The organism is Leisingera sp. ABD4_442, from assembly GCF_056160905.1.
This window is the reverse complement of sequence record NZ_JBSWYB010000007.1, coordinates 26275-48468: the sequence shown is the minus strand read 5'-3', so window position 1 is coordinate 48468 and position 22194 is coordinate 26275. Positions and strand designations below refer to the sequence as shown.

21 protein-coding genes are annotated in these 22194 nt (G+C 64.3%); 4 read left to right on the top strand and 17 right to left on the bottom strand.

Translation table 11 applies throughout. The annotated features are described in order from the left end of the window. The first annotated feature begins 116 nt into the window (after nucleotides 1-116). Nucleotides 117-1016: a complex I NDUFA9 subunit family protein gene (locus ACXAHG_RS07975; protein ID WP_475056709.1), complete on the top strand. Its 900-nt coding sequence runs from the start codon at nucleotides 117-119 to the stop codon at nucleotides 1014-1016. A gap of 45 nt (nucleotides 1017-1061) precedes the next feature. Here ACXAHG_RS07975 and ACXAHG_RS07970 read toward each other — a convergent pair whose 3' ends face one another. Genes ACXAHG_RS07970 through ACXAHG_RS07955 form a run of 4 tightly spaced genes read right to left on the bottom strand, consistent with a single transcriptional unit; the run spans nucleotide 1062 to nucleotide 5431 of the window. Beyond that, complete coding sequence (locus tag ACXAHG_RS07970) at nucleotides 1062-3239, bottom strand: xanthine dehydrogenase family protein molybdopterin-binding subunit (RefSeq protein ID WP_475056707.1); 2178 nt, start codon at nucleotides 3237-3239, stop codon at nucleotides 1062-1064. Nucleotide 3240: 1 nt separating this feature from the next. Continuing rightward, nucleotides 3241-3702: a (2Fe-2S)-binding protein gene (locus tag ACXAHG_RS07965; protein WP_475056705.1), complete on the bottom strand. Its 462-nt coding sequence runs from the start codon at nucleotides 3700-3702 to the stop codon at nucleotides 3241-3243. A gap of 35 nt (nucleotides 3703-3737) precedes the next feature. After that, on the bottom strand, nucleotides 3738-4577 hold the full coding sequence (locus tag ACXAHG_RS07960) for an SDR family NAD(P)-dependent oxidoreductase (protein WP_475056703.1): 840 nt from the start codon (nucleotides 4575-4577) through the stop codon (nucleotides 3738-3740). 38 nt (nucleotides 4578-4615) lie between these two features. Next, nucleotides 4616-5431 (bottom strand): SDR family oxidoreductase, encoded by an 816-nt coding sequence (locus tag ACXAHG_RS07955; protein ID WP_475056701.1) that lies wholly within the window; start codon nucleotides 5429-5431, stop codon nucleotides 4616-4618. 163 nt (nucleotides 5432-5594) lie between these two features. On the opposite strand from ACXAHG_RS07955, the gene ACXAHG_RS07950 reads away from it, so the two are divergent. Beyond that, nucleotides 5595-6491: an AraC family transcriptional regulator gene (locus ACXAHG_RS07950; protein WP_475056699.1), complete on the top strand. Its 897-nt coding sequence runs from the start codon at nucleotides 5595-5597 to the stop codon at nucleotides 6489-6491. 193 nt (nucleotides 6492-6684) lie between these two features. Here ACXAHG_RS07950 and ACXAHG_RS07945 read toward each other — a convergent pair whose 3' ends face one another. The 7 genes from ACXAHG_RS07945 to ACXAHG_RS07915 all read right to left on the bottom strand — a co-directional run bounded on the left by ACXAHG_RS07945 (nucleotide 6685) and on the right by ACXAHG_RS07915 (nucleotide 12766). Then, the gene (locus tag ACXAHG_RS07945; RefSeq protein WP_475039130.1) at nucleotides 6685-7029 is read right to left on the bottom strand and encodes a RidA family protein; all 345 of its coding nucleotides are present in this window, start codon (nucleotides 7027-7029) and stop codon (nucleotides 6685-6687) included. Between the two features lie 17 nt (nucleotides 7030-7046). Continuing rightward, the gene (locus ACXAHG_RS07940) at nucleotides 7047-8162 is read right to left on the bottom strand and encodes an NAD(P)/FAD-dependent oxidoreductase (RefSeq protein WP_475056698.1); all 1116 of its coding nucleotides are present in this window, start codon (nucleotides 8160-8162) and stop codon (nucleotides 7047-7049) included. Next, nucleotides 8159-9568, bottom strand: a complete 1410-nt coding sequence (locus ACXAHG_RS07935) for an FAD/NAD(P)-dependent oxidoreductase (protein ID WP_475056696.1) — start codon at nucleotides 9566-9568, stop codon at nucleotides 8159-8161. Before ACXAHG_RS07935 ends, ACXAHG_RS07940 begins: the two co-directional genes overlap by 4 nt. Next, nucleotides 9555-9866, bottom strand: a complete 312-nt coding sequence (locus ACXAHG_RS07930) for a (2Fe-2S)-binding protein (RefSeq protein WP_475056694.1) — start codon at nucleotides 9864-9866, stop codon at nucleotides 9555-9557. Before ACXAHG_RS07930 ends, ACXAHG_RS07935 begins: the two co-directional genes overlap by 14 nt. Nucleotides 9867-9941: 75 nt before the next feature. Beyond that, nucleotides 9942-10934 (bottom strand): TRAP transporter substrate-binding protein DctP, encoded by a 993-nt coding sequence (gene dctP / locus ACXAHG_RS07925; RefSeq protein ID WP_475056692.1) that lies wholly within the window; start codon nucleotides 10932-10934, stop codon nucleotides 9942-9944. Nucleotides 10935-10983: 49 nt separating this feature from the next. After that, nucleotides 10984-12282, bottom strand: coding sequence for a TRAP transporter large permease (locus ACXAHG_RS07920; RefSeq protein WP_475056691.1), 1299 nt, complete (start codon nucleotides 12280-12282; stop codon nucleotides 10984-10986). Nucleotide 12283: 1 nt separating this feature from the next. Continuing rightward, the gene (locus tag ACXAHG_RS07915) at nucleotides 12284-12766 is read right to left on the bottom strand and encodes a TRAP transporter small permease (protein WP_475056689.1); all 483 of its coding nucleotides are present in this window, start codon (nucleotides 12764-12766) and stop codon (nucleotides 12284-12286) included. A 146-nt stretch (nucleotides 12767-12912) separates the two neighbouring features. On the opposite strand from ACXAHG_RS07915, the gene ACXAHG_RS07910 reads away from it, so the two are divergent. After that, nucleotides 12913-13839 carry a LysR substrate-binding domain-containing protein gene (locus ACXAHG_RS07910; protein WP_475056687.1) on the top strand — a complete coding sequence of 309 codons (927 nt, stop codon included), beginning with the start codon at nucleotides 12913-12915 and terminating at the stop codon, nucleotides 13837-13839. Between the two features lie 20 nt (nucleotides 13840-13859). Here the strand turns inward: ACXAHG_RS07910 and ACXAHG_RS07905 are convergent, their stop codons facing one another. From ACXAHG_RS07905 to ACXAHG_RS07880, 6 genes are all read right to left on the bottom strand, one after another. After that, complete coding sequence (locus ACXAHG_RS07905; RefSeq protein WP_475056685.1) at nucleotides 13860-15245, bottom strand: aldehyde dehydrogenase family protein; 1386 nt, start codon at nucleotides 15243-15245, stop codon at nucleotides 13860-13862. After that, nucleotides 15242-16912, bottom strand: coding sequence for an acetolactate synthase large subunit (locus tag ACXAHG_RS07900; RefSeq protein WP_475056684.1), 1671 nt, complete (start codon nucleotides 16910-16912; stop codon nucleotides 15242-15244). Before ACXAHG_RS07900 ends, ACXAHG_RS07905 begins: the two co-directional genes overlap by 4 nt. Nucleotides 16913-16959: 47 nt before the next feature. Continuing rightward, nucleotides 16960-18468 carry an FMN-binding glutamate synthase family protein gene (locus ACXAHG_RS07895; protein ID WP_475056683.1) on the bottom strand — a complete coding sequence of 503 codons (1509 nt, stop codon included), beginning with the start codon at nucleotides 18466-18468 and terminating at the stop codon, nucleotides 16960-16962. Nucleotides 18469-18576: 108 nt separating this feature from the next. Next, nucleotides 18577-19116, bottom strand: a complete 540-nt coding sequence (locus ACXAHG_RS07890; protein ID WP_475056681.1) for a hypothetical protein — start codon at nucleotides 19114-19116, stop codon at nucleotides 18577-18579. 147 nt (nucleotides 19117-19263) lie between these two features. Further along, nucleotides 19264-20304, bottom strand: coding sequence for a sterol desaturase family protein (locus ACXAHG_RS07885; protein ID WP_475056679.1), 1041 nt, complete (start codon nucleotides 20302-20304; stop codon nucleotides 19264-19266). Between the two features lie 32 nt (nucleotides 20305-20336). Continuing rightward, the gene (locus ACXAHG_RS07880) at nucleotides 20337-21173 is read right to left on the bottom strand and encodes a 3-methyl-2-oxobutanoate hydroxymethyltransferase (RefSeq protein WP_475039153.1); all 837 of its coding nucleotides are present in this window, start codon (nucleotides 21171-21173) and stop codon (nucleotides 20337-20339) included. A gap of 113 nt (nucleotides 21174-21286) precedes the next feature. Between ACXAHG_RS07880 and ACXAHG_RS07875 the strand changes: the two genes are divergently transcribed. Continuing rightward, nucleotides 21287-22156 carry a LysR family transcriptional regulator gene (locus ACXAHG_RS07875; RefSeq protein ID WP_475039155.1) on the top strand — a complete coding sequence of 290 codons (870 nt, stop codon included), beginning with the start codon at nucleotides 21287-21289 and terminating at the stop codon, nucleotides 22154-22156. The last annotated feature ends 38 nt before the right edge of the window (nucleotides 22157-22194 follow it).

Sequence of the window (22194 nt, the reverse complement as noted above, 5' to 3'; positions counted from 1 at the left end):
GGCCTGGCTTGGCTGGCGCGCTATGTGGTGGCGCAGCTGCGGGTTGTTTCAGCCCGGTCCGCGCACTGTGCGGAACCGGGCAGCCTGCGGTTCCTTGCAGCGGAGCGTCTTTCTTGTTGACCAACGCCCGGACCGTGATTGTGCTTGGCAGCACCGGATTTCTGGGGCGGCGGCTGGTCCGCCGTCTGAGACAGCGCGGCTGCACCGTCCGGGCCGGGACCCGCAGCCCCGGCAAAGCCGCTGCCTGCAGTGGGTTTCAGGACAGCGGCATCCGCCCGGTGCAGACAGACCTCAGCAGCCAGGATGCGCTGGCGCAGGCCGTGGCGGGATGCAGCGCGGTGGTCAATTGCATCGGGTATTACAGCGAAACCGGCGGTGAGAGCTTTCAGGATATCCACACTGAGGCAGCCCGCAGAATTGCCCGGCTGGTCAGGCAGAACAGCGGGCAGCGGCTGATCCACATCTCCGGCATCGGGGCCAGCCTGAGATCGCCTTCGGCTTATGTCCGGGCCCGCGCAGAGGGCGAGGCAGCAGTACGCAGCGCCTGCCCCGGCGCGGTCATTCTGCGCCCCAGCGTCATGTTCAGCCGCAGCGGCGCGTTTTTCGGGGACTTGCAAAGGATCGTTGAGCGGCTGCCTGTCATTCCGATGTTCGCCGCCGGGCGCACCCGGCTGCAGCCGGTTTGGGCCGGGGATGTTGCCGAAGCGGTCTGCCGCATTGCCGAAGGCGGCCGGGCCGGGCGGAATGTGCTGGAGCTGGGCGGACCCGACATCTTTGCCTACCGCGAGATCCTGCAGCGGCTGATTGCGCGCAGCGGGCGCCGCCGCTTGCTGCTGCCGGTGCCCTTTGCACTATGGCGGATCGGGGCGGCCTTGCTTTCCCCGCTGCCGCATCCGCCGGTGACGCAGGCGCAGATTGCGCTGATGCAGCAGGACAATATCCCCCATGCCAATGTCGCCGGGTTTGCGGAACTTGGGATCGAGCCGAAATCGGGGGGGGGGGGGGGGTTGGTGTGACCCGAAGTCCCACACAAGAAACTCCTGCCTGGCGCGGGCTGCGGGTCAGGCGAAGCTGACGCCGTTCAGGTTCATCGGCAGTTCCGTAACCCGCAGGCCTGTGGCCGCAATCGCGTTGGCCAGGGCCGGGGCCGAGGGCGGTGTGCCGGGCTCGCCCACGCCGGAAGGCGCCTCGGCGGAGGGCACGATGTGGACCTCGATTGCGTTGATGTCGCCAATCCGCAGCGGTTCATAGTCCGGGAAATTGGACTGGTCTACCATGCCTTCGGTCAGGGTGATCTCGTCCCGCATCACATGGCCGATGCCATAGCCGATGCCGCCTTCCATCTGCGCCTTGACCACATCCGGGTTGACGGCCAGGCCGCAGTCCACCGCGCATGTGACCTTTTCGATCTGCACCCCGTCATCGGCGGTGCCGGAGATTTCCACCACCTCTGCCACATAGCTGCCAAAGCTCTTGTGGACTGCGATGCCCTGGCTGCGGCCCTCAGGCGCCTGGCCCCAGTTGCCCTTTTCAGCGGCCAGCTTCAGCACGCCTGCCAGACGCTGCTGATCCGCGCCGCCACCTTGCAGCAGCGCCAGGCGGAATTCCACCGGATCGCGGCCGGCAGCCCGGGCGGCCTCGTCCATCATGGTTTCCATCACATAGGCCGTGTGAGTATGGCCGACAGAACGCCACCACAGAACCGAGGTCGCCTTGGCCACATCGCTGAGGCCGATGAACTGGCCGGGGATCTGATAAGGGTTCTGGGTCACGCCCTCGACCGAGCTGTGATCGACGCCGTTGTGCACGATCATGCTTTCAAAGGCGGTGCCTTTCATGATCGACTGCGCTGCGATGCGGTGGTCCCAGCCGGCGATATTGCCATCCGGGTCCAGTCCCACGCGCACCTTATGCGCCACTGCCGGGCGGTAATAGCCGCCGGTGATGTCATCCTCTCGCGACCAGACCAGTTTCACGGGGCGGCTGCGGTCGGTCAGGGCAAAGGCCAGTGCCGCCTCCACCTGGTAATCCGCGGTCGGCGTGGCGCGGCGGCCAAAGGAGCCGCCGGCCAGCATCGTGTTGATGCGGATCTTTTCCATTGGCAGCTGGAAGATCTCGGCCATTGCGAAATGCGGGCCGGTTGGCATTTGGGCACCGTCATGCAGAGTGATGCCGCCATCCTCATCGGCCTCGATGGTGCAGGTGAGCGGCTCCATCGGCGCATGTGCCAGCAGCGGGAAGTAGAAGGTTTGTTCGACCACCTTGTCCGCGCCGTCGATCAGGGCGGCGGTTGCGGCCTGGTCGGCACCATTGACGTTGTATTCCGGGTCTGCGTTCACCGCGGCCAGCAGTTGCTCGCGGATCTGGTCCGAGCTGCGATTTTCAGCGGCAGAGAAATCCCAGTCCACGCTGATCGCCTCGCGCGCCTGGAACGCGGCCCAGGTGTTTTCGGCATAGACCGCAACGCCCGCCTTGTTGGGCAGCACGGCGGCGCGGATGTAGCCTTTGACCTCCTTAGCGTCCGCATCTTCAAACCCGGTCGCCAGCCCGCCCATACTGGGGCTGCGGGCAATGACTGCCACCATCTGGCCCGGCAGGTGCAGGTCCATGGCGTATTGTGCGGTGCCGTTGGTTTTTGCAGGCGAGTCCTTGCGCTTGACCTTGGCGTTGCCGATCAGCCGGAATTCGCTGGGGTCCTTCAGCCGCGGCTCTGCCGGGGCCTCCATCTGTGCAGCGGCCCCTACGAAGTCCGCAATTGGCGCCTGCTGGCCCGCCCCCTTGATGATGCCGTCCTCGATGGACAGTGCAGAGGTGTCCGCACCCCAGGTCTCTGCCGCGGCCTTGATCAGCATCTCGCGGGCGGCGGCGCCGGCCTGGCGGTACTGCAGATAGGAGTTGGCCATCGCGGTGGAGCCACCGGTGCCCTGGAACTGCCCAAACGCCAGGTTGGCATAGCGCGACGGGTCGGAGGGGGCGAATTCGTACTGGATGTCCTCCATCGAGACACCCAATTCCTCGGCGATCAGGGTGGTGAGGCCGGTGGCCGGGCCCTGGCCCTTCTCGAAGTGTTTGACGATGGCGGTGACGGTGCCGCCGGCGTCGATCTTCACAAAGGGGTTCAGCTGCGCCGGTGCGGAACCCGCGGCCAAAGCGCCATCCGGACGGGCGCCGACATAGAGAACGGCAGCGGCGGCGGCAGCGGTTTTCAGGAAACCGCGGCGGGAGGTGTTCAGGGTCATATCAGGCCTCCATCATGTCGGATGCACGCAGGATCGCGGCACGGATGCGCTGGTAGGTGGCGCAGCGGCAGGCATTGCCGTTCATGTAATCGTCGATTTCTTCAACGGTTGGCTTGGGATTTTCGCTGAGCAGCCCCACGGCGGACATGATCTGGCCCGACTGGCAGTAGCCGCATTGCACCACGTCCAGCTCGACCCAGGCTGCTTGCACCGCCTGCGCGGCCTTGGAGTTCAGCCCTTCGATTGTGGTAACCTCGGCGCCTTCCACATCCTCGACATAGGTCTGGCAGGAGCGTACAGGCTCGCCGTCCAGATGCACGGTGCAGGCGCCGCAAGCGGCGACGCCGCAGCCGAACTTGGTGCCGGTGAGTTTCAGTTCATCCCGGATCACCCACAACAGCGGGGTTCCGGGTTCGGCCTCGACCTTATGCGTCTGGCCGTTGAGTTTCAGTGAAATTGCCATGGCTGTGGGGCCTCCCCTTGGCTGGAAGTTCTGGTTCAGGATTGTTCGAATTTGGCGAAGGCATCGGCGTAGTCGGGATGCCAGCGCGACAGGGCCGGGCGGTTTTCCAGGATGTCGCCCAGGGCCCAGGCCACCCGGCGCCTGTCGCGTTCGGGTGTCACGTCGTTGTCCGGGCAAAGAATATAGAAATCGCCGGCCTCCATCCAGGTGAGCAGGTGATCGACGGTCTGATCTGAGGTCCAGGCCGAGGCGGGTTTTTCAGGCATGAAGCGCGCGATCATGCCGGTATAGGTAAAGCCGGGCACAAACAGATGCGCAGAGATTGGCACCTCTGCCTGTCGCAAGTCATGTGCCAGCATCTCGGTCAGAACCTTCACGCCGGCCTTGGAGACATTATAACCCGGGTTGCCCGGCGGTGTGGTGATGCCTTGCTTGGAACCGGTGTTGACCACCACCGCAGGGCGCGCAGCAGCGATCATGCGCGGCAGGAAGGCCTGCACGCCGTTCAGAACGCCAAACAGGTTCACCTCGATCATTGCACGCCAGGCGTCTGGCTCCTCCCAGCTGCCGGAAGGACGGGCGATGCCTGCGTTGTTCATCAGCACCGCCACCTCGCCGGCATCAAAGGCCGCATCTGCTAGAGCTTGAACCGCCTTTGCGTCGCTGACATCGGTGGGAACCGCCATAACCTGCGTGCCTGGCTGAACCTGGCCGCGCAGCTTCTCCGCGGCCTGATCCAGCGCCTCGCCCGGCAGATCGGCCAGAACCACACCCAGCCCGGCCTTGGCAAAGCGTTCTGCCGCCGCCAGTCCAACGCCGCTGGCGCCGCCCGTGACAACCGCCAGTCCGCCTGCTGCAAGTGCTTGTCCGTACATGGCTTTTCCTCCCTGTTGTTGTGCGGGAACGAGCTGCCTTACAGCCCCATGCCCGCCTTGATGCCGCCGATGAATGCCTCGTCATCCTGCGCCTTGCGGGCGCTCAGCAGTGCCTCAGCATCCGCCCCGGCGCGGTAGCGCAGCCGGGATGTGCCGTCCGTCACGGCGGTTTTGATTACCTCTGCCACCAGCTCCGGCTCAGACGCCTGCGCGCCGAAAGCACCCATGGCGGCCTGCATGCCTGCCACGACGGGCATGTATTCGGGCATGCCCTCATCCACTGCAAAGTCGAACGACCGGCCGCCGAAATCGGTGTTGATCATGCCCGGCTCGACGATCTTGACCTGAATACCGCAGGCTTCCAGCTCGTAATGCAGGGCTTCGGACAGGCCTTCGACGGCAAACTTGGTGCCATGGTACAGCGTGCCCAGCGGGAATGTCATCTGGCCGCCGATTGAGGAGATATTGACGATGGTCCCGGACTTTTGCGCCCGCATGTGAGGCAGCACTGCCTTGGTGACGGCCAGCAATCCGATGACATTGGTGTCGAACTGGCGTTCAACCCGCTCCATTGGGAAGGCTTCCAGCGGGCCATAGGCGCCGTAGCCTGCATTGTTCAGCAGCACGTCGATCCGGCCAAAGGTGCTGAGCGCATGGTCCACGGCCTGAGCGATAGTCCCGGACTTGGTCACATCCAGCGCCGCAATCAGGATATTACCGTGATCCGCCAGGTCCCCTGCATCAGCCGGGTTGCGCATGGTCGCAACAACGTTCCAGCCTTCCCCGGCGAACAGGCGGGCGGCGGCCTTGCCGATCCCTGAGGAAGCACCGGTGATCAGAATGGTTTGCGGCATAGTCCTGGCTCCTGCAATCTTGATGGCACCAAGGTAGAGCCTGCCAGGCCGATCCCCTTGCCCGATCCTCCGGATGATCTGCCTGATCCTCCGGGATGGTGGGTTTCGCGGTTCTTTACCAAACCGCGCGCGCCTATAGTCTGACAGAACAGGAGGACTGCCGATGGTGCCGCAGACGCTGATTTCCGATGTCTCTGCCTTTGTCCGCGAGCGGGGCGCGCTTGAGACCGGTTGCGAAACCGGAGTGAGCGGGCTGTTTGCATTCTGCAGCGAGACACGGACAGAATTCCAAGCGATGATCTATGAGCCGGTCATGTGCCTGGTCCTGCAGGGCGCCAAGGAGGCGCATCTGGAGGACCGCACTGTCCGCTATGGCGCGGGGAAGTCGCTGATTGTCAGCCACGCGCTGCCGGTGACGGCCGGAGTGATCGACGCCGCTCCCGAACGGCCCTATGTCTCGCTGGCCTTGCAGCTGGACCTGGCCATGGTGCGCAGCCTGTATGAGGAGACCGGCACCCTGCAGGATCAGGATCTGGAGCGGGCGTCCCATTCCATGAGCGTGGCAGATGGCGATGCGGCATTGTTTGATGCCATGGCACGTCTGTTCCGGCTGGCGCAGGATCCGGTGGAGGTGCAGGCGCTGGCGCCGCTGGTGCTGAAGGAGATCCATTTCCGGCTGCTGCGCGCCCGGCACGGCGGGATGCTGCGCCAGCTGCTGCTGCACGAAAGTCCGGCCAGCCGGATTTCCAAGGCGATTGCCTTGATCCGCGAGGGATTCAGGTCTGCCTTGCCGGTGGCGGATCTAGCGGCGGCGGCCGGGATGAGCCAATCGACTTTCCATGAGCATTTCAAGGCCCTGACCTCGACCACGCCGCTGCAATACCAAAAGGAGCTGCGGCTGATGGAAGCGCGTCGCCTGCTGATGGGAGGCGGCAAATCGGTGGCCTCTGCGGCCTATGACGTCGGATATGAAAGCCCGACCCAGTTCAGCCGGGAATATGCGCGCAAATTTGGCATTCCGCCCCGGGATGAAAAGCCAGCCGCGGCGGCGGTGTCTTAATCGGCACTGGTGCTGTGTTCGCACCCTCCTGAAGAGCGTGCCGGCTGACCAGGGGGCAAAATTTTTCCCTTGCCAGGAACGGGAATGGGCTGATCCTCTGTGCCGCGGCCGGCCGGGGCGGCGGAGGACGCCTTGAAAAGTGCCGGGCCTTGGGCAGGTCCGGCACACGCATAAATTGTCAGCTGACAATTTTTCAGTCGCAGGCGGCAGTAACGATGATCTCAACCTTCAGGATTTCGCGCGCCAGTTTGGCTTCGCCGCAGGCACGCGCCGGGGCGTGGCCTTCTGGAACCCAGGCGTTCCAGACCTCGTTCAATTCTGCGAAATAGGACATATCGGACAGCCAGATCACGGTCTGCAGCAGGCGGGTCTTGTCGCTGCCGGCCTCTGCCAGCAGGGCGTCGACCTTGGCGAGGATTTCGCGGGTCTGCTCAGCCGCGGTTTCGGCCTCGGAGACCTGGCCGCTGAGATAGACAACACCGTTGTGCTTGACGATTTTGCTGGCGCGGGCGGTGGTGCCGATACGGGTGATGGTCATTGGGAAGTTTCCTCTGGTCAAAGAACCTTGCGGTCATAGCGGTTGATGCGGAAGGGGGAAAGGTTGAAACGGCTTTGGCCGCTCAGCACCAGATCGGCCATCACCTGGCCGATGATGGGTCCCATCTGGAAACCATGAGCGGAAAAGCCGAAGGCGTGGAAGGCACGGTCTGCGTTTGCAGCCGGGCCGATCACCGGCAGGTTGTCGGGCATATAGGCCTCGAGCCCCGCCCACATGCGGTTGATGGCGGCGCGACGCATGATCGGAAAGAACTCTGCCGTGGTGCGGGCGGCAGAGGCGAGTTTCGCGTAATCCAGCCGTGTGCGGTTATTTGCGCGGTCGGCAAAGCCCTTGGCGCCGCCGCCAATGAGGACGGTGCCGTTTTCGAATTGCTTGAAGCTGAGCTGGCGGCTGACGGCGCCGACCACGGGGGTGGCAAAATGCGGCATCCTTGCGGTGATCATCAGCATTGGCGCGGCATGGCTGAGCGGCACGTTGTCGCCGATCATCAGCGCGATGCGGTCGGCCCAGGCGCCGGCGCAGTTGACGACGGTCTCTGCCTCAAAGCGGTTCTTGGCCCCTTGGGCGAGCCAGGCGGGGCCGATCCGGCGCAGGCTGAGAAGCTCTTCGCCTTCTATAATTTGCGCGCCGTGGCGTTCGGCGGCAATGCGGAAGGCGCTGGTGGCCTTGTAGGGGATGGCGTAGCCGTCGGTTTCCGAGACCGCGCCGCCCGTGCAGCCCGGGTTCACATGCGGCAGGCGGTCGCGCAGTTCGGCGCGGCTGAGGATGCGTTCGTGGGTGTAGCCTGCGGCGCGCATCTTCTCCTCGCGGGTGCGCAGGGTGGACATGTCGTTTGCATCCACGGCGATGTTGATGACGCCCTGGCGGCGGAAGCCGGTGTCCTGGCCCAGCTCTTCGTCCAGGGTCTGCCACATCTCCATCGAGGCCTTGGACAGCGGCACCTCGGCCATGTCGCGGCCCAGGAGGCGCACGCCGCCCGCGTTGACACCGGAGGCATGGCGCCCGGCGTAGTCTTTTTCCAGCAGGATTACCGAAGCGCCCTTGCGGGAGAGGTGGTAGGCGGTGGCGCAGCCCTGAATGCCGCCACCGATGATCAGGACGTCTGCCTTCATTCCGCGGCCTCCGCTTGTGCAGGGGCGGGCACGGCCTGAAAGCGGCTCAGCTCGTCCAGCGTCAGCAGCCGTTGCGGGCTGCGCAGGCGGTAATAGCCGACAGCTCCGGGCGGTTCCTTGCGCCACTGGCTGAGGAGGCCCGCCACCACATGGCCGCATTGGCGGCCCTGGCAGGGGCCCATGCCGCAACGGGTCAGGGATTTCAGAGCATTGGGGTCGCGGGCACCTTGGTTGAAGCCTTCGCGGAGGTCCGCGAGCGTCTGCTCCTCGCAGCGGCAGACCAACGTGTCCGGGTGCTGCGGCAGGCGCAGCGCGTCAGCCGGGCGGTACAGGCGGTCGACGAAGGCGCGGAACGGCGCCATGGCGGCGAGTTTCGCAAGGCCGGGGGCGGCCTGGCGGTTGCGCTCTGCCTCGCTCAAGGAACCAAGGCGGCGCAAGATGTTGAGCGCGGCAAGATGGCCTGCGATGCGGGCGCCGTCCGCGCCGATGATCCCGGCGCCGTCGCCTGCGGCAGAGACATGGGGCACGGAGGTCTGGCCGTATTCGCTGGTCTCGACCTGCCAGCAGAGCTGCTGCGGGTTCCAGCGGTGGGCCAGATCCATGGCCCGCGTCATGTTGAGATTGGGCTGGACGCCATGGTGCAGGAAGACGGTTTCTGCGGCGATCTCATGAGTTTGGCCGCCTGATGTGAAACGCAGGCCCTCTGTATTGTCCTGCCCCAGCACTTCGAGGTTTTCGGCAAAACGGTACTGCCGAACGCCCGAGGCGCGGATCTCACGCAGGAGGGCGAGGCCTTTCTTCAGCTGACCGGCCTGCCGCAGGGCGCGGGGCAGCAGCGGGGCGGCGTCCAGGTAGTTCTGCCGCGGGGTGGTGTCGACCAGGGCGGCGACTGGCACGCCAAGGCGCAGGTATTGTGCCACGATCAGATAGAGCAGCGGGCCGGAGCCGGCAAAGATGGCGCCTTCGGCCACCGTGGTATCGGATTTGAGCATCACTTGGGCCGCGCCGGCGGTCATCACCCCGGGCAGGGTCCAGCCGGGGATCGGCATCGGGCGCTCCATCGCACCGGGGCAGAGCAGCATCTCTCGGCAGTGCAGCTGATGGGTGTCGCCAAGGTGCGAGAACAGGACGCGGCCGTCGTCGCCCAGATGCCAGGCATCAGCGCCGGCGAAATGGGTCACGTCTGCGTTTTCAAAGGCCGCGATCAGGTCAGCCCCCGATGTGTAGTCCGGCCCCAGCACGCTGGCGTCCGGCAGCGGGCTGGCAGCGGCGGCGCGGTAGATCTGGCCGCCGGCCCGGGCTGCGCGGTCCAGCACTGCGACATTGGCACCGCCCTTGGCCAGCGCGATGGCGGCGGCCATGCCGGCCGGCCCGGCGCCGATGATGGCGCAGTCAAAGGCCTGCATCGGGTGCCTCGCTGTCTTCGGTGATGGTCTGGGTGGCAACGGTCATGCCCTCGGCCACCCGGCGCAGGCAGGCCTGCTGGTTGGGGAGGCCGTCAATGTCCACCATGCATTCGAAACAGACGCCCATGGCGCAATAGGCGCTGCGGTCCTTGCCGGACAGGGCGGCGCGGCGGGTCACATGCTGACCGCAAAGCGCCATGGCCGCCCAGACCGTTTGCCCGGCGGCAGCGGTGATCTGCCGGCCGTTGATTTTCAGCGTGACCTGGGGGGCGTTGTCTGCGCGCAGGGATCGGAACATCGGCGGGTCTCCGTCGGGAAGGCAAAAGGGGAAAGGCGGCGGGGAGGGCGCGCCTTTCCCAAGTGCGGGACTGGCTTACTCGGCGATCTTGTCGAGGATGGCCTGGCCCCAATCGGCGCCCACGTCCTCCAGCACCTGCGGCCAGACCTGGGCGCGCACGTGTTCGGCAGTTGCGGAAAGCTCTGCGTCAGTCAGGGAGACGATCTTGGCGCCATTGTCCGCGAGCTTCTGCTCGAATGCGCCCTGGTCGGCCTCGGCGGTTTCCCAGCGTTTGGCTTCGAATTCCACGGCGGCATGCTCTAGGGCGGCGCGGTCCTCATCGTTCAGCTCTGCCAAGGTGCCGGAGTTGATGATCATGTACCAGACTTCGAAGTGGGTGTTCACCGGCACATAGGTGGAGGTCACATCACGGAAGGAAGCATAATAGCCTTCCGCGCCGGAACCCACGACGCCGTCAACCACGCCGGTTTGCACCGCGGTGAAGGCTTCGGAGAAGGGGATCGGCGAGGAGATGTAGCCAAGCGCGTCGGCGGTCAGCTGGAAGCTTTTGATGCCGGGGACGCGGACCTTGATGCCTTTGGCCGCGGAAGGATTGCCGGGGTCAACCGCATCAGTGTTCAGCGCCACGCCGCCGAAATAAACCGGATAGGCGGCCAGCATGGTGATGTCCTGCTTGGCGTAAAGCTCTTTCATCGCGTCATAGATGGCGCCGCCGGGGCCGTAGATTTTCTTGGCCTCGGCCCAGTTGGAGGCGACATAGGGGAAGGCCGAGATCTGCATCCGGCGGTCGACGGCGGTGGCGGCGGGCTGCACGGCCATGTCGATTGCGCCGACGGAAATGCGTTCCTGCACCGAAGTGTAGTCACCGAGCGCCGAAGCCGGGAACAGGTTCAGCTCCAGCGATCCGCTGGTGGCGCCGGACAGGCCTTGGGCAAAGGCGCGCAGCTCGTTGTCGATGGTGGCGCCTTGCGGGCGGATGTGGCTGAGCTTCAGCGTGTCCGCGGCGGCCATGCCGGCGGTGGCGGCCAGGGCGGCGGCCATGCAGGTGGATTTCAGGAATGTCATCATGGGTTTTCTCCTCCGTGAGTGATGATGAAATTTTTTTGGGGGGGCCGGGTCAGTAGCCGAAGACGCGGGGCAGCCAGAGCGACAGGTCCGGCCAGAAGCTGGTCAGGAACACCACCGGCAGGTAGCCGAGCAGGATCAGGGTCATGGCCGGGCGGATCACGCGGGTGACCGGCACCTGGCCGACGCGGGCGCCGAGGTAGAGGATCGAGGCATAGGGCGGGGTGACGCCGCCCATCGCGGTGTTGACGCCCATGATCGCAGCGAACTGGATCGGGCTGACGCCGATGGCCTGCATCAGGGGCAGCAGCAGCGGCGCAATCAGGATGATGGCGGTTACGTCGTTGACCACCATGCCGACCAGGAACAACAGGATGTTGATCAGGACCAAGAGCAGCGCTTTGTTCTCGGTGATCGAGAAGATGCCCTCGACAATTGCTTGCGGCACGCTTTCCAGCACGAACATCTGGCTGAGGATCATCGAGAACAGGATCATCAGCATGATCGCCCCGACAGAGGTTGCCGCCTCGCGCCCGGCGCCGAGGAAGGTGCGGATGTCGAGGCCCTTGTAGATCAGGAAGCCGACCGGCACTGCGTAGATCACGGCAACGGCGGCGGCCTCGGTCGGGGTCATGATGCCGCCGTAGATGCCGCCGAGGATGATCACCGGCATCAGCAGCGCCGGGGTGGCCTTGAGCCCGCGGGTGGCGGCCTCGGAGACGAAGGCGGCACCTTTGGGCGGCTCGGCAAGCTGCAGCGGGAACTTGCGGGCCATGCGGATGTTCACCACCGAGAAGGAGGACATGATCAGCAGACCCGGGCCGAGGGTGGCCAGGAAACAGGCCAGGATCGAGGTGTCGGTGACCCAGCCGTAGACGATCATGGTGACCGAGGGTGGGATCAGCAGACCCAGCAGCGAGGCATTGGCGATGAGGGCTGTAGCGTATTCGCGGGGGTAGCCTTGTTTCTCCATCTCGGGGATCAGGAGCGGGCCGATGGCGGCCACGCCTGTCAGGCCAGAGCCGGAAATCGCCCCGATCAGCGCGCAGGAGACGGTGGCGACCACGCCCAGGCCGCCGCGCAGATGGCCGATGAAGATGTTGACGAAGTTCAGGAGCGATGCGGCGATGCCGGAGACGCTCATGATCGTGCCGGCCAGCACAAACAGCGGGATCGCCAGCAGCACCGGGTTGCCGAGCTGCTGGAAACCCCAGAGCATGTTGCCCTTCATCACCACATCGCCGGCGAAATACATCACCATCAGACCGGCGCCAAAGCAGTAGGGGAGCGGTACGCCCAGGGTCAGCAGCAGGACCAGGACCAGAACGGCAAGGAGGGCAATCTCGATCATCTCAGGCTTCCTTCTGGGCCGGAACAGGAGAGAACAGGGCGCGGAGGTGCAAGACGAGGTGCCAGGCGGTGAAGACCATCATCAGCACCATGCCGGAGAACAGCGCCGCATCGACGTAAAAGGTCGGCAGGTAGAGCGTCGGGCTTTCGCGCCAGACCCGCTGGGAGTATTTCCAGAAGTCCCAGGCCCAGGAGGTGAGCCAGAGGCCGACGGCAAGGCTGATCACCTCGCCGATGATGGCGAGCACCTGGTGCTGGCGTTCGGTCGACAGGAAGATTTCCAGCACATTGGCGCGGATATGGGTGTTCTCGCGCGAGGCGTTCACGGCGCCCAGCATGTAGAGCCAGAGCGTCGGGTAAAGCAGGCTCTCCTCCAGCCCCATCACCGGGATTTCCAGCACGTAGCGGGTGATCACCTGGACGAACTGGCCCAAGGCCACCAGGCAGATCAGCACGGTCAGCAGCACACTGAAGGCGCGTGTCATGTTCCCCTCCCTTTTGGGCGGATACAGGCGGTGCATCCGTGGCAGGGAAACTTGCGGGCGGGGGGTATTAAGTCAAAGCGATTAAATTGATTGAGGAATAGGGTTGCTTTATGGGTTAGCGAAAAGGGAAAGGAAGTCAAGGCACCATGAACCTCAGCTTTCGCCAGTTGCAGGCCTTTCGCGAGGTTATGCGAACCGGTTCCGTGTCAGATGCGGCGCGGATTCTGGGGCGGACTCAGCCCGCAGTGTCGGCTCTGATCGCCAATCTCGAGTCGGAATTGGGCATCGCCCTGTTCCGTCGTCAGCGCGGGAAAATGGCCCCCACGCCCGAGGCGCAGTACTTCCTGGGCGAGGCGGAGGCAATCCTGGACCGGCTGGCGCTGTCGACCCGCACCATGCGCGAGATCGGGGCACTGGCTAAGGGGCGGCTGAACATCGCCTGTATGCCTGCGGCGGCAAGCCTGCTGATGCCTCAACTGCTGGGAGAGTTCCTGCAGGACAAGCCGGAGGTGCGGGCCTCCCTGATGATGCGGGCCTCGCCGGTGATCGAGGAATGGGTGGCCTCGCAGCAGTATGACATCGGCTTGGGCGAGACGCCGAAGCCGTCAGCAGCCATCGAGACGGTGGATTTCCAGATGGACTGCGTCTGCGCGATCCCTGCGGGCGATCCGCTGGCAGAGCTGGAGGCGGTGGAAGCACGGCATCTGTCGGGCAAGCCGATGGCGGCGTTGCAGGAGGGGCATCCGAACCTGATTGCTACCCTGCGTGCGTTTGAGGCGCAGAAAGCGCGGTTTGAGCACCGGTTTGAGCTGAGGACCTTTCACCCGGCGCTGACGCTGGTGGAGAAGGGGCTGTGCTATTGTGTCTGCGATCCGATCACAGCGGCCGGTTATGTAAATATGCGCCCCGATCCGCGTCCGGTGGTGTTCCGCCCGTTCCGGCCGGGCGTGGCGCTGGAGGTCTCGGTAATGCAGCCTGCGCACCGGCCGCCCTCGGCATTGGCAAATGAGTTTGCCAAGCTCTTGGGGTCGGCCCTGGAAGGGATCAACGGGATGTTTCGCGCCGGGGCATGAGGCGCCCCGGCGCGGCAGGATCAGAGCTTGATCACCGCCATCTTGTCTTGGGTCATGTCATGCATGGTGTAGCCGATGCCACCGGTGTTGTAGCCGGACTGGCGGCGGCCGGCGAAGGGCATCCAGTCGACGCGGAAGGCGGTGTGGTCGTTGACCATCACAGCGGTGGCATCAAGCTGGCGCACGGCCTGCATGGCGGTGTCCAGGCTTTGGGTGAAGACCGAGGCCTGAAAGGCGAAGGGCAGATTGTTTGCGGTTTCAAAGGCTTCTGCGATGCTGGCGGTGCTGTAGACGCAGATTACCGGGCCGAAGATCTCAAGCTTCGAGACGCGGGCGTCCGCGGGCGGGTCCAGCAGCACGGTGGGGGCATAGGTGGTTTCGCCCAGGCGTTTGCCGCCTGCCAGCAGCTTGGCGCCGCCGCTGACGGCCTCGTTCACCCATTGCTCGACCCGGTCAACCTCGCCAGGGCGAATCAGCGGACCGCAGTCGATTGCAGGATCAGTGGCGTCGCCGACCTTCAGCGCTTGTGCCGCTTGGCCCAGTTTTTGCGCGATCTCGTCGGCCTTGGCGGCGGGGGCAAAGACCCGCTGGACCGAGACGCAGACCTGGCCGGAGTGGTAGAAACCGCCCTTGGCGAGCGCCGGGATCATGGCGTCAATGTCGGCATCCTCGCCAACGATAACCGGGGCTGCACCGCCGTGTTCCAGCGCGCAGCGGGTGCCGGGGGCGAGTTTGGACCGCAGCATCCAGCCGACGCGGGCCGAGCCGATGAAGGAGAAGAAGCCGACGCGGGCGTCGGTGATCATCTGCTCGGCCACTTCATTGCTGCAGACCACCGGGCGGCACCAGTCCTGCGGCAGGCCGGCCTCATGCAGCATGGCAACAAAGGCTTGGCACGACAGCGGCGTATCCATTGCGGGCTTCACAATCACCGGGCAGCCAGTGGCCACCGCGGGCGCCACCTGATGCACAATCAGGTTCAGCGGGTGGTTGAAGGCGCTGGCGGCCACCACCACGCCGATCGGCTCGCGCTGGGTAAAGGCGATGCGGCCCGATCCGGCCTCGGTCAGGTCCATCGGGATTTCCTTGCCCGCCATCTGGCCGATCTCATGCACGCAAAGGCCGACCCCGTCGATGGCGCGTTTGACCTCGACGCGGGCGTCCACCAAAGGCTTGCCGCCCTCGCTGGCGATCAGCAAGGCAAGCTCGTCAAAGCGGGTCTCCATCAGGCGGGCGGTTTTCTTGAGGATATCAATGCGCTGATAGGCAGGCAGCCAGCTGCCGCGCTGGCGGTAGAGCCTATGTGCGGTGTCCAGCATTGCGTCGATCTGGTCCCAGCTGCTGGTTTCGACAGTGCCGATGCGTTCCAGGCTGTAGGGATTCACGACGTCCACGGTTCCGGTCATATCAGGCACACCTTTGCTGCCAGTTCATCAATCAGGACGCGCTGATTTTCGCTGTAATCGACGGGGACATCAATCAGATGCACACCGCCTGCGGCAAAGGCTTTCTCGAAGGTTGGGGCGAGGTCTTCTGTCCGCTCGATCCGATGCCCCGTGGCACCATAGCTATTGGCATACTGCACGAAATCAGGGTTATTGAACTCCAACCCCCAGTCGCCAAAGCCTGCGTGCGACTGCTTCCAGCGGATCATGCCGTAAGAGCTGTCATTCAGCACCGTGACCACCAGGTTGAGGCCGAGGCGCACTGCGGTTTCCAGCTCCTGGCTGTTCATCATAAAGCCGCCGTCGCCGCAGATCGCCATCACCCGGCGGTTGGGGTTCAGCTGCGCCGCCATCATCGCCGAGGGCAGTCCGGCACCCATGGTCGCCAGCGCATTGTCCAGAAGGACGGTGTTTGGCTGGTAAGCCTTGTAATTGCGGGCGTACCAGATCTTGTAGATGCCATTGTCGAGCGCGATGATATCGCAGTCGCCCATCACCTTGCGGGTATCTGCCACCAGCCGCTGCGGGATCACCGGGAAGCGCGGATCATCGGCGCCTTCTGCGATGTGATGGTCTGTTTCCGCCTTGATGCGCTGGAAATAGCCGCGGTCGAACTCCAGCGGCCCGCCGAGGATTTCCCCCAGGCGGGTGATCGATTGGGCCAGATCGCCGACCACCTCGACTTGCGGGAAGTAGACCTGATCAACCTGAGCGGCCTTGTAGTTCACATGGATCACCTTGGTGCCGCCTTCGGCCATGAAGAAGGGCGGTTTTTCGACCACGTCGTGGCCGACGTTAATGATCAGGTCGGCGCGTTCAATGGCGCAGTGCAGATAATCGCCGTCCGACAGGGCGGCGGTGCCTAGGAACAAGTCCGAGCGTTCGTCAATGACGCCCTTGCCCATCTGGGTGTTGAAGAAGGGGATTTGCGTCAGATCGGCGAAATCGCACAGTGCGGAGCGTGCCTTGCGCCGGTTGGCCCCGGCGCCCAAGAGCAGCAAGGGCATTTTGGCCGCCCGGATCATATCCGCCGCTTCGTTCAGCACTGTGCCGCCGGCCACCGCGTAGTGGCGCGGGTGGGGCTGCAGGACTGATGTATCGGTGTCCTCTGCGGCGATATCTTCTGGCAGTTCCAAGAGGACTGCGCCGGGGCGTTCCTCCTCTGCGGTGCGGAAGGCCTCCCGGATCAGGGCAGGAATGGTGTTGCCGTGAACGATCTGCTTGGACATCTTGCAGATCGGATCGAACAGCCCCACCACGTCGATGATCTGGAACTGGCCCTGTTTCGATTTCTTGATCGGCTTTTGCCCGGTGATCATGATCAGGGGCATGCCGCCCAGATGGGCATAGGCCGCAGGCGTGGCAAAGTTGGTGGCACCGGGTCCGAGCGTGGCCATGCAGACCCCGGCCTTGCCGGTGAGGCGGCCATAGGTGGCCGCCATGAAGGCCGCTCCCTGTTCGTGGCGGGTCAGCACCAGTTCGATGCTAGAGGTGCGCAGGGATTCCAGCACGTCGAGGTTCTCCTCGCCGGGCACGGCAAAAATGTACTCGACGCCTTCGGCCTCCAGTGCGGCGACGAGAAGGTCCGAGGCTTTGGTGGCGGCAGGCACGGAATGAGAGTCAGGCATGGGGGCTCCTGTTCTTTGATAATCGGTCAGGGAAGAGGTCCGGCGGGCTATTCAGCCGCCTGCTTTTGCGCGGGCACCGGATAGAGCTCCTCCATCGAGACGGAGCGCCCGTTATCCAGCACGATCCGTGCGTGGTAGCGTTTCAGCAGCCGGGGTTCAGGCACGCCGCAGCTGTGAGCGAGAATGCCGACTTCCTTCTTCATGTTCTTGGCGTAATAGGCCACCCGCTCAGCCTTGCTGGCCGGGTCAAGGCCGAACTGCAGCTTGGGGTTATGGGTGGTGATCCCGGTGGGGCAGGTGTTCTTGTTGCATTGCAGGGCCTGGATGCAGCCCAGGGCGAACATGAAGCCGCGGGCGGAGTTGACAAAATCCGCGCCGGCGCAGAACGCCCAGGCGACTTCCGAGGGGTTGATCAGCTTGCCGCTGGCGCAGACCTTAATCCGGTCCCGCAGGCCATAGCGGGTGAGAATGTCGACGGTCAGCGGCAGGCTTTCGCGCAGGGGCATTCCCATGTTGTCGATCAAGCTCATCGGGGCGGCGCCGGTGCCGCCGTCGGCGCTGTCGATGGTGACGAAATCCGGGGCGCTTTCCGGCCCGCGGGACAGAATTTCCTGGCACAGGCTTTCGATGAAACCATAGGCGCCGATCACTGCCTTGAAGCCCACCGGCTTGCCGGTCACCTCGCGGACATAGGCGATCATGTCCAAGAGGTCGCCGGTGCTGTTGATTTCCGGATGCCGGTTGGGGCTGATGGCGTCCTCGCCCGGGGTCAAGCCGCGGATTTCGGCGATCTCCTCTGTCACCTTGGCGCCGGGCAGGATGCCGCCCTTGCCGGGTTTGGCGCCCTGGCTGAGCTTCAGTTCGAACATGCGGACGCTTTCATAGGCCGCGACCTTGCGCAGCTTGTCCTCGTCAAAGCCGCCCTCGGGCTTGCGCACGCCGAATTTTCCGGTGCCGATCTGAAACACGATGTCGGCACCGCTTTCCAGGTGATAGGGCGACAGGCCGCCCTCGCCGGTATTGATCCAGATGCCCGCAGCCTTGGCCCCTTGCGACAGCGCGCGCACGGCCGGCACCGAGATTGCGCCGTAGCTCATGCCGGAAATGTTGAAGATCGAGTCGGTGGTGTAAGGATGGCGCGCGAAGGGGCCGATGGTGACGGCAGACGGATCCTTGGCGTCCTGTTCCAGCGTCGGAAAGGGGCAGTTGGCAAAATAGACCGTGCCGGCCGGACGCAAGTCGCGGGTGGAGCCGAAGGCAACGGTGGAGTCCACATTCTTGGCCGCCCGGTAGACCCAAGAGCGTTCGGCGCGGTTGAACGGCATTTCTTCGCGGTCCAGCGCAAAGAAATACTGGCGGAAGAATTCGCCCATATGTTCAAAGAAATAACGGAAACGGGCCACTACAGGATAGTTGCGGCGCAGGGTGCTTTCGGTTTGGGTTTTGTCGCGGATGTACAGCACGGCCAGCCACAAAACACCGGCGCCGGCGGCAAAGATAAACGTGTAGGACAGGAATTCGAGCAGCGCCAGGACGGTGCTGGATATCTGGGACATGTTTCCATCGCTCCTTTGGGGGCTTGGCGGTGCGGTTGTGTCCGCAGGCCTGGTTTTTTGTCACTTAGAGAATGCGTCTTTGCACCGCAGAATGCATTCACGCATAGATCACATCCTGCGGAGCCGCGCGCGGCGCGCCGCGCAGCATGTTTGATTGAGCGGCCATGCCAGGCCTGCGCCAATGACGCCCGGCACGTATTTCACGAACAGGTTGCCGCGCAGGTATTGTACGCCGGCAATGGGGGCCAGCGTGCCGGCGTGGTAGCGGAACACCTGATCCGCATTGCGATAATGCGCGACCCCGGCAAACAAAGTCCAGTTCGGGTTTACCCGCCAGCCGGCCGTGGCCGAAACCGACAGATCCCCATAGCTGTTGCGGAAGGCGCCCAGGGTCAGGTCGCGGCCGGGTGTCAGCCAGGACAGAAAAATCCCCGGATTGAACTCCTCGAACTCCTCGTCCGAGAAATGCTGCGAGCCGAGCAGTAGCAGGAGCCGGTCCGGGCCGGCCATTGCGGCGGTCGCCGGCAGCAGGCCAAGCCCAAGGATGGCTGCGGTCATCAGGCCGCCGCGTATCACGGAGCGGCTGCGGAAAAGCCAGGGCCGCGGCGAGCATAGGGCGGCTGCCGGCAGGGCATTGGTCTGGCGCATAGGGTAACTCCTTGGCTGCCGGACTGCAAAGGCGCGCCGTGTCCAGCGGCGCGCCCTGCAGGGTGTTCTTTTCTGTTGCCAAGGAAGCTAGGGGAGTTCCCCATGCCAAAGGGCTATGGAATGTATAACCGTGTGGCCAGAGCGGCGTCAGCCCTTGCCCTGTGCGTGCATCTGCCGTTTGCGGTCGCGGGTGCGGCGGGTCGCCTCCTCTGATCCGTCGTGGTAGGTGCCGAACCATTTGTCCCAGGGCATTTCCGCATTGCCGTAGTTGCACTCGTAGTAGCGGTGGTGCAGCTGGTGGAAGAAGGCGCCGATCAGCAGGGCCTGGCGGTCGCGGGCCCAGATCGCCTCGTATCCGGAGTGCGAGGAGGCGGCGCCCAGCATCAGCCAGTAGCCGAGGAAGACCATATGGACGGGGTGGCTGGGCAGCACCAGCACGATCAGGATGGCGCTGAGGTATCCGAACGCCTCGACCGGGTGCATCGACATGCCGGACCAGGGGCCGGTGTTCACATTGCGGTGATGCACTGCGTGCACATGGCGGTAGATGAAGGGCTGATGCAGGAACAGATGCACCACGTAGAAGTGAAAGCTCTGCCAGAGGGCCAGCACCGGGAACAGGGCGATGAACCACACCGGGTGTGCTGTGAAGCTGAGGGTGCCGGTAAAGCCGTTGGCGTAGGTCCAGCGCAGGGCGCATTCGAGCAGCGACAGGAAGGTCGCGCCAAAGACCATGGAGTAATAGATGTTATCCCAGGTCTGGTAGCCGAATTTGTAAAGCGCGTTCTTGCGCTTGGCATAGGGGCGCGGGTCGTATTTCAGCAGCTTGCCCTGGCCGTCGATGCCGTAGAACCACAGGTGCAGCCCGCCGGCCACGATCAGCAGCAGCATCCAGTTGCGCATGAAAACCCAGGCCATCCAGCTCAGGGCGAATTCCGCTTGCGCCGCGGTGACCGGCTGCAGCCAGTAGGCCACCGCAAAAGCCAGCGCCAGGTAGATCGAGCGGTCGGAGACCTGCAGCCAGTTCTGCCACAGCCATTTGGCCAGCGTGCGGGGCCTGGGCGGCCAGTGCCAGTAGGGCGCGTGTTTGACCGGCAGTTCGGGGTGCCAGTGCCATTCGCGGCTCATCGGGCCGGGTTCGCTGTTTCCGGCTTGCGGGGCGGCAGTATTGACATCAGTGGTGGTCATGTCGGCGGTCCTGTTCTGAAGGCGCTGCGGGGTCAGCGGTGGAAGGGTGTGCGCTTGTCCAGCGCCTCGCGCAGTTTTTCGTGTTCACCAGGGTTCATCGCGATACTGGTTGCGGCATCGGGATAAGAGCCGTCCAGTACCGCGGCGCGGTAGGCTTGCAGGCCCTTCAGCCGCTCAGCCTCCAGCCGGCTGCGGAGGCTGGCCATATCCGCAAAGGCCTTGGCATGGCGCGGCGGGTTCGGGGTGTCGCCGCAGGCGTCCTCTTGAAACAGGAAGATCACATCTGCGGCCCCGCCGGAGCCGATCGAATGGGTGATCAGCCCGGTGCGGGGGCTGATCTCGGCGATGGCCTCGTCCGCAACGCATTCCAGTTCCACCGCGTAGGCGCCGGCGTCTTCCAGGCGGCGCAGGTCCTCGGCCAGTTTCATCGCCTCTTCGGCGGTGCGGCCATAGGCGCGCAGGCCGCCGATCCGGGTCGACAGCCGCGGCACCAGGCCAAGGTGGCCCTGCACGGCCAGACCCTCATCCGCAAGTTTCTCCACCGCTTTGAAACTGCGCAGGGTATAAACGGCGTCCGCCCCTGCGGCGGCCGCATTTATGCCTGCGCGCAGGATTTCGTCGTGGCAGGCATAGTCGCTGGCCATCAGCGCGGCGGTGGTAAAGGTATTGGGGGCGCCTGCGCGGACTTCGGCAATGTCGTGGTCGACGATGGACAGATGGTCGATGCCAGCGGCCTCTGCCGCGGCGGCCTCGATCCGGTTGGTGGCGGTGGTCTGGACGAATTTGCGCTTGCCTTTGCCGGCCGCAATTTCGGCGACAGTCAGATTGCGCAACGCCGGAAAGCCGCCAAATGTGTAGATGCGTTTCATGGCTCAGCGGCCTCCCTGCCGCAGCGATCGTTCATGCAAAGAGATAAGAGTGTGGTATGCGCAAAGTAAAACGAGTAATACGAAGCAAAATCACAAAGAAAATTTGGTGATAAATGCGGAAACTCCCCAATCTGGCCTGGCTGCGCTCCTTTGAAAGTGCGGCTCAGCATCTGAGTTTCACCGAGGCAGCGCAGGAACTGGGTCTGACCCAGACCGCGGTCAGCCTGCATGTGCGCTCACTGGAGGCAGAGCTGGGCTGTAAGCTGTTCAATCGGGCGGCACGCAGGCTGACGCTGACGGAAATGGGCAAAGCCTATGCTTATTCGCTGCGCCAGGCTTTGGGGGATATGGCGTTTTCCACTGCCAGCCTGTTTGGGGCCGGGGCAGAGCAGATGCTGACGGTGCGGGTGCAGATGTCCACCGCCGGGTTGTGGCTGGCGCAGCGGCTGCCGGAGTTCGCGTCGCGGCACCCGGGCATTTCGGTGCGGCTCGTGTCCAATATCTGGGCCAAGTCGGAGGTGCCTGAGAATGTCGATGTGGAACTGCGGTTCGGCACCGGCGGCTGGGACGGTGTGGCGACCCGCAAGATCTCCAGCGAGCGCCTGGTGCCGGTCCGGGCGGCGGGCGGCGGCTGGCTGAGCCCGGAGCAGTTGCGGCAGGGGCCGCTGGTGCAGATTCTGGGGTTTGAGGACATGCTGCTGCGCTACTTGAACGCGCATGGCCTGACCCCGCCCCGCGAAACGGCACGGTATGCGGTGGATACCACCGTGGCTGCACTGGAAATCGTGGCCGCCGGGGGCGGTTATGCGGTGGTTCTGGAACGCTTTGCGCAGACGGCAATCGAAACCGGCAAGCGGGTTGAAATTGCCGGCGGCCCGGTACCGGTCGATCAAGCCCATTATTTGCTGGGGGTGGCCGCTCCGGCTGAGCATGAGGCCGCCAAACAGCTGTTTGAGGCGTGGCTGGAAGAGATCTTTCAATAGACCGCCCCGGCGTGTTTGCCTCTGTGCCGGGCCATTCT

Excerpts from the sequence above, each read along its gene's own strand:
- ACXAHG_RS07970 (WP_475056707.1), bottom strand. The coding sequence starts at position 3,239 with ATGACCCTGAACACCTCCCGCCGCGGTTTCCTGAAAACCGCTGCCGCC.
- ACXAHG_RS07965 (WP_475056705.1), bottom strand. The coding sequence starts at position 3,702 with ATGGCAATTTCACTGAAACTCAACGGCCAGACGCATAAGGTCGAGGCC.
- ACXAHG_RS07960 (WP_475056703.1), bottom strand. The coding sequence starts at position 4,577 with ATGTACGGACAAGCACTTGCAGCAGGCGGACTGGCGGTTGTCACGGGC.
- ACXAHG_RS07955 (WP_475056701.1), bottom strand. The coding sequence starts at position 5,431 with ATGCCGCAAACCATTCTGATCACCGGTGCTTCCTCAGGGATCGGCAAG.
- ACXAHG_RS07950 (WP_475056699.1), top strand. The coding sequence starts at position 5,595 with ATGGTGCCGCAGACGCTGATTTCCGATGTCTCTGCCTTTGTCCGCGAG.
- ACXAHG_RS07945 (WP_475039130.1), bottom strand. The coding sequence starts at position 7,029 with ATGACCATCACCCGTATCGGCACCACCGCCCGCGCCAGCAAAATCGTC.
- ACXAHG_RS07940 (WP_475056698.1), bottom strand. The coding sequence starts at position 8,162 with ATGAAGGCAGACGTCCTGATCATCGGTGGCGGCATTCAGGGCTGCGCC.
- ACXAHG_RS07935 (WP_475056696.1), bottom strand. The coding sequence starts at position 9,568 with ATGCAGGCCTTTGACTGCGCCATCATCGGCGCCGGGCCGGCCGGCATG.
- ACXAHG_RS07930 (WP_475056694.1), bottom strand. The coding sequence starts at position 9,866 with ATGTTCCGATCCCTGCGCGCAGACAACGCCCCCCAGGTCACGCTGAAA.
- dctP (WP_475056692.1), bottom strand. The coding sequence starts at position 10,934 with ATGATGACATTCCTGAAATCCACCTGCATGGCCGCCGCCCTGGCCGCC.
- ACXAHG_RS07920 (WP_475056691.1), bottom strand. The coding sequence starts at position 12,282 with ATGATCGAGATTGCCCTCCTTGCCGTTCTGGTCCTGGTCCTGCTGCTG.
- ACXAHG_RS07915 (WP_475056689.1), bottom strand. The coding sequence starts at position 12,766 with ATGACACGCGCCTTCAGTGTGCTGCTGACCGTGCTGATCTGCCTGGTG.
- ACXAHG_RS07910 (WP_475056687.1), top strand. The coding sequence starts at position 12,913 with ATGAACCTCAGCTTTCGCCAGTTGCAGGCCTTTCGCGAGGTTATGCGA.
- ACXAHG_RS07905 (WP_475056685.1), bottom strand. The coding sequence starts at position 15,245 with ATGACCGGAACCGTGGACGTCGTGAATCCCTACAGCCTGGAACGCATC.
- ACXAHG_RS07900 (WP_475056684.1), bottom strand. The coding sequence starts at position 16,912 with ATGCCTGACTCTCATTCCGTGCCTGCCGCCACCAAAGCCTCGGACCTT.
- ACXAHG_RS07895 (WP_475056683.1), bottom strand. The coding sequence starts at position 18,468 with ATGTCCCAGATATCCAGCACCGTCCTGGCGCTGCTCGAATTCCTGTCC.
- ACXAHG_RS07890 (WP_475056681.1), bottom strand. The coding sequence starts at position 19,116 with ATGCGCCAGACCAATGCCCTGCCGGCAGCCGCCCTATGCTCGCCGCGG.
- ACXAHG_RS07885 (WP_475056679.1), bottom strand. The coding sequence starts at position 20,304 with ATGACCACCACTGATGTCAATACTGCCGCCCCGCAAGCCGGAAACAGC.
- ACXAHG_RS07880 (WP_475039153.1), bottom strand. The coding sequence starts at position 21,173 with ATGAAACGCATCTACACATTTGGCGGCTTTCCGGCGTTGCGCAATCTG.
- ACXAHG_RS07875 (WP_475039155.1), top strand. The coding sequence starts at position 21,287 with ATGCGGAAACTCCCCAATCTGGCCTGGCTGCGCTCCTTTGAAAGTGCG.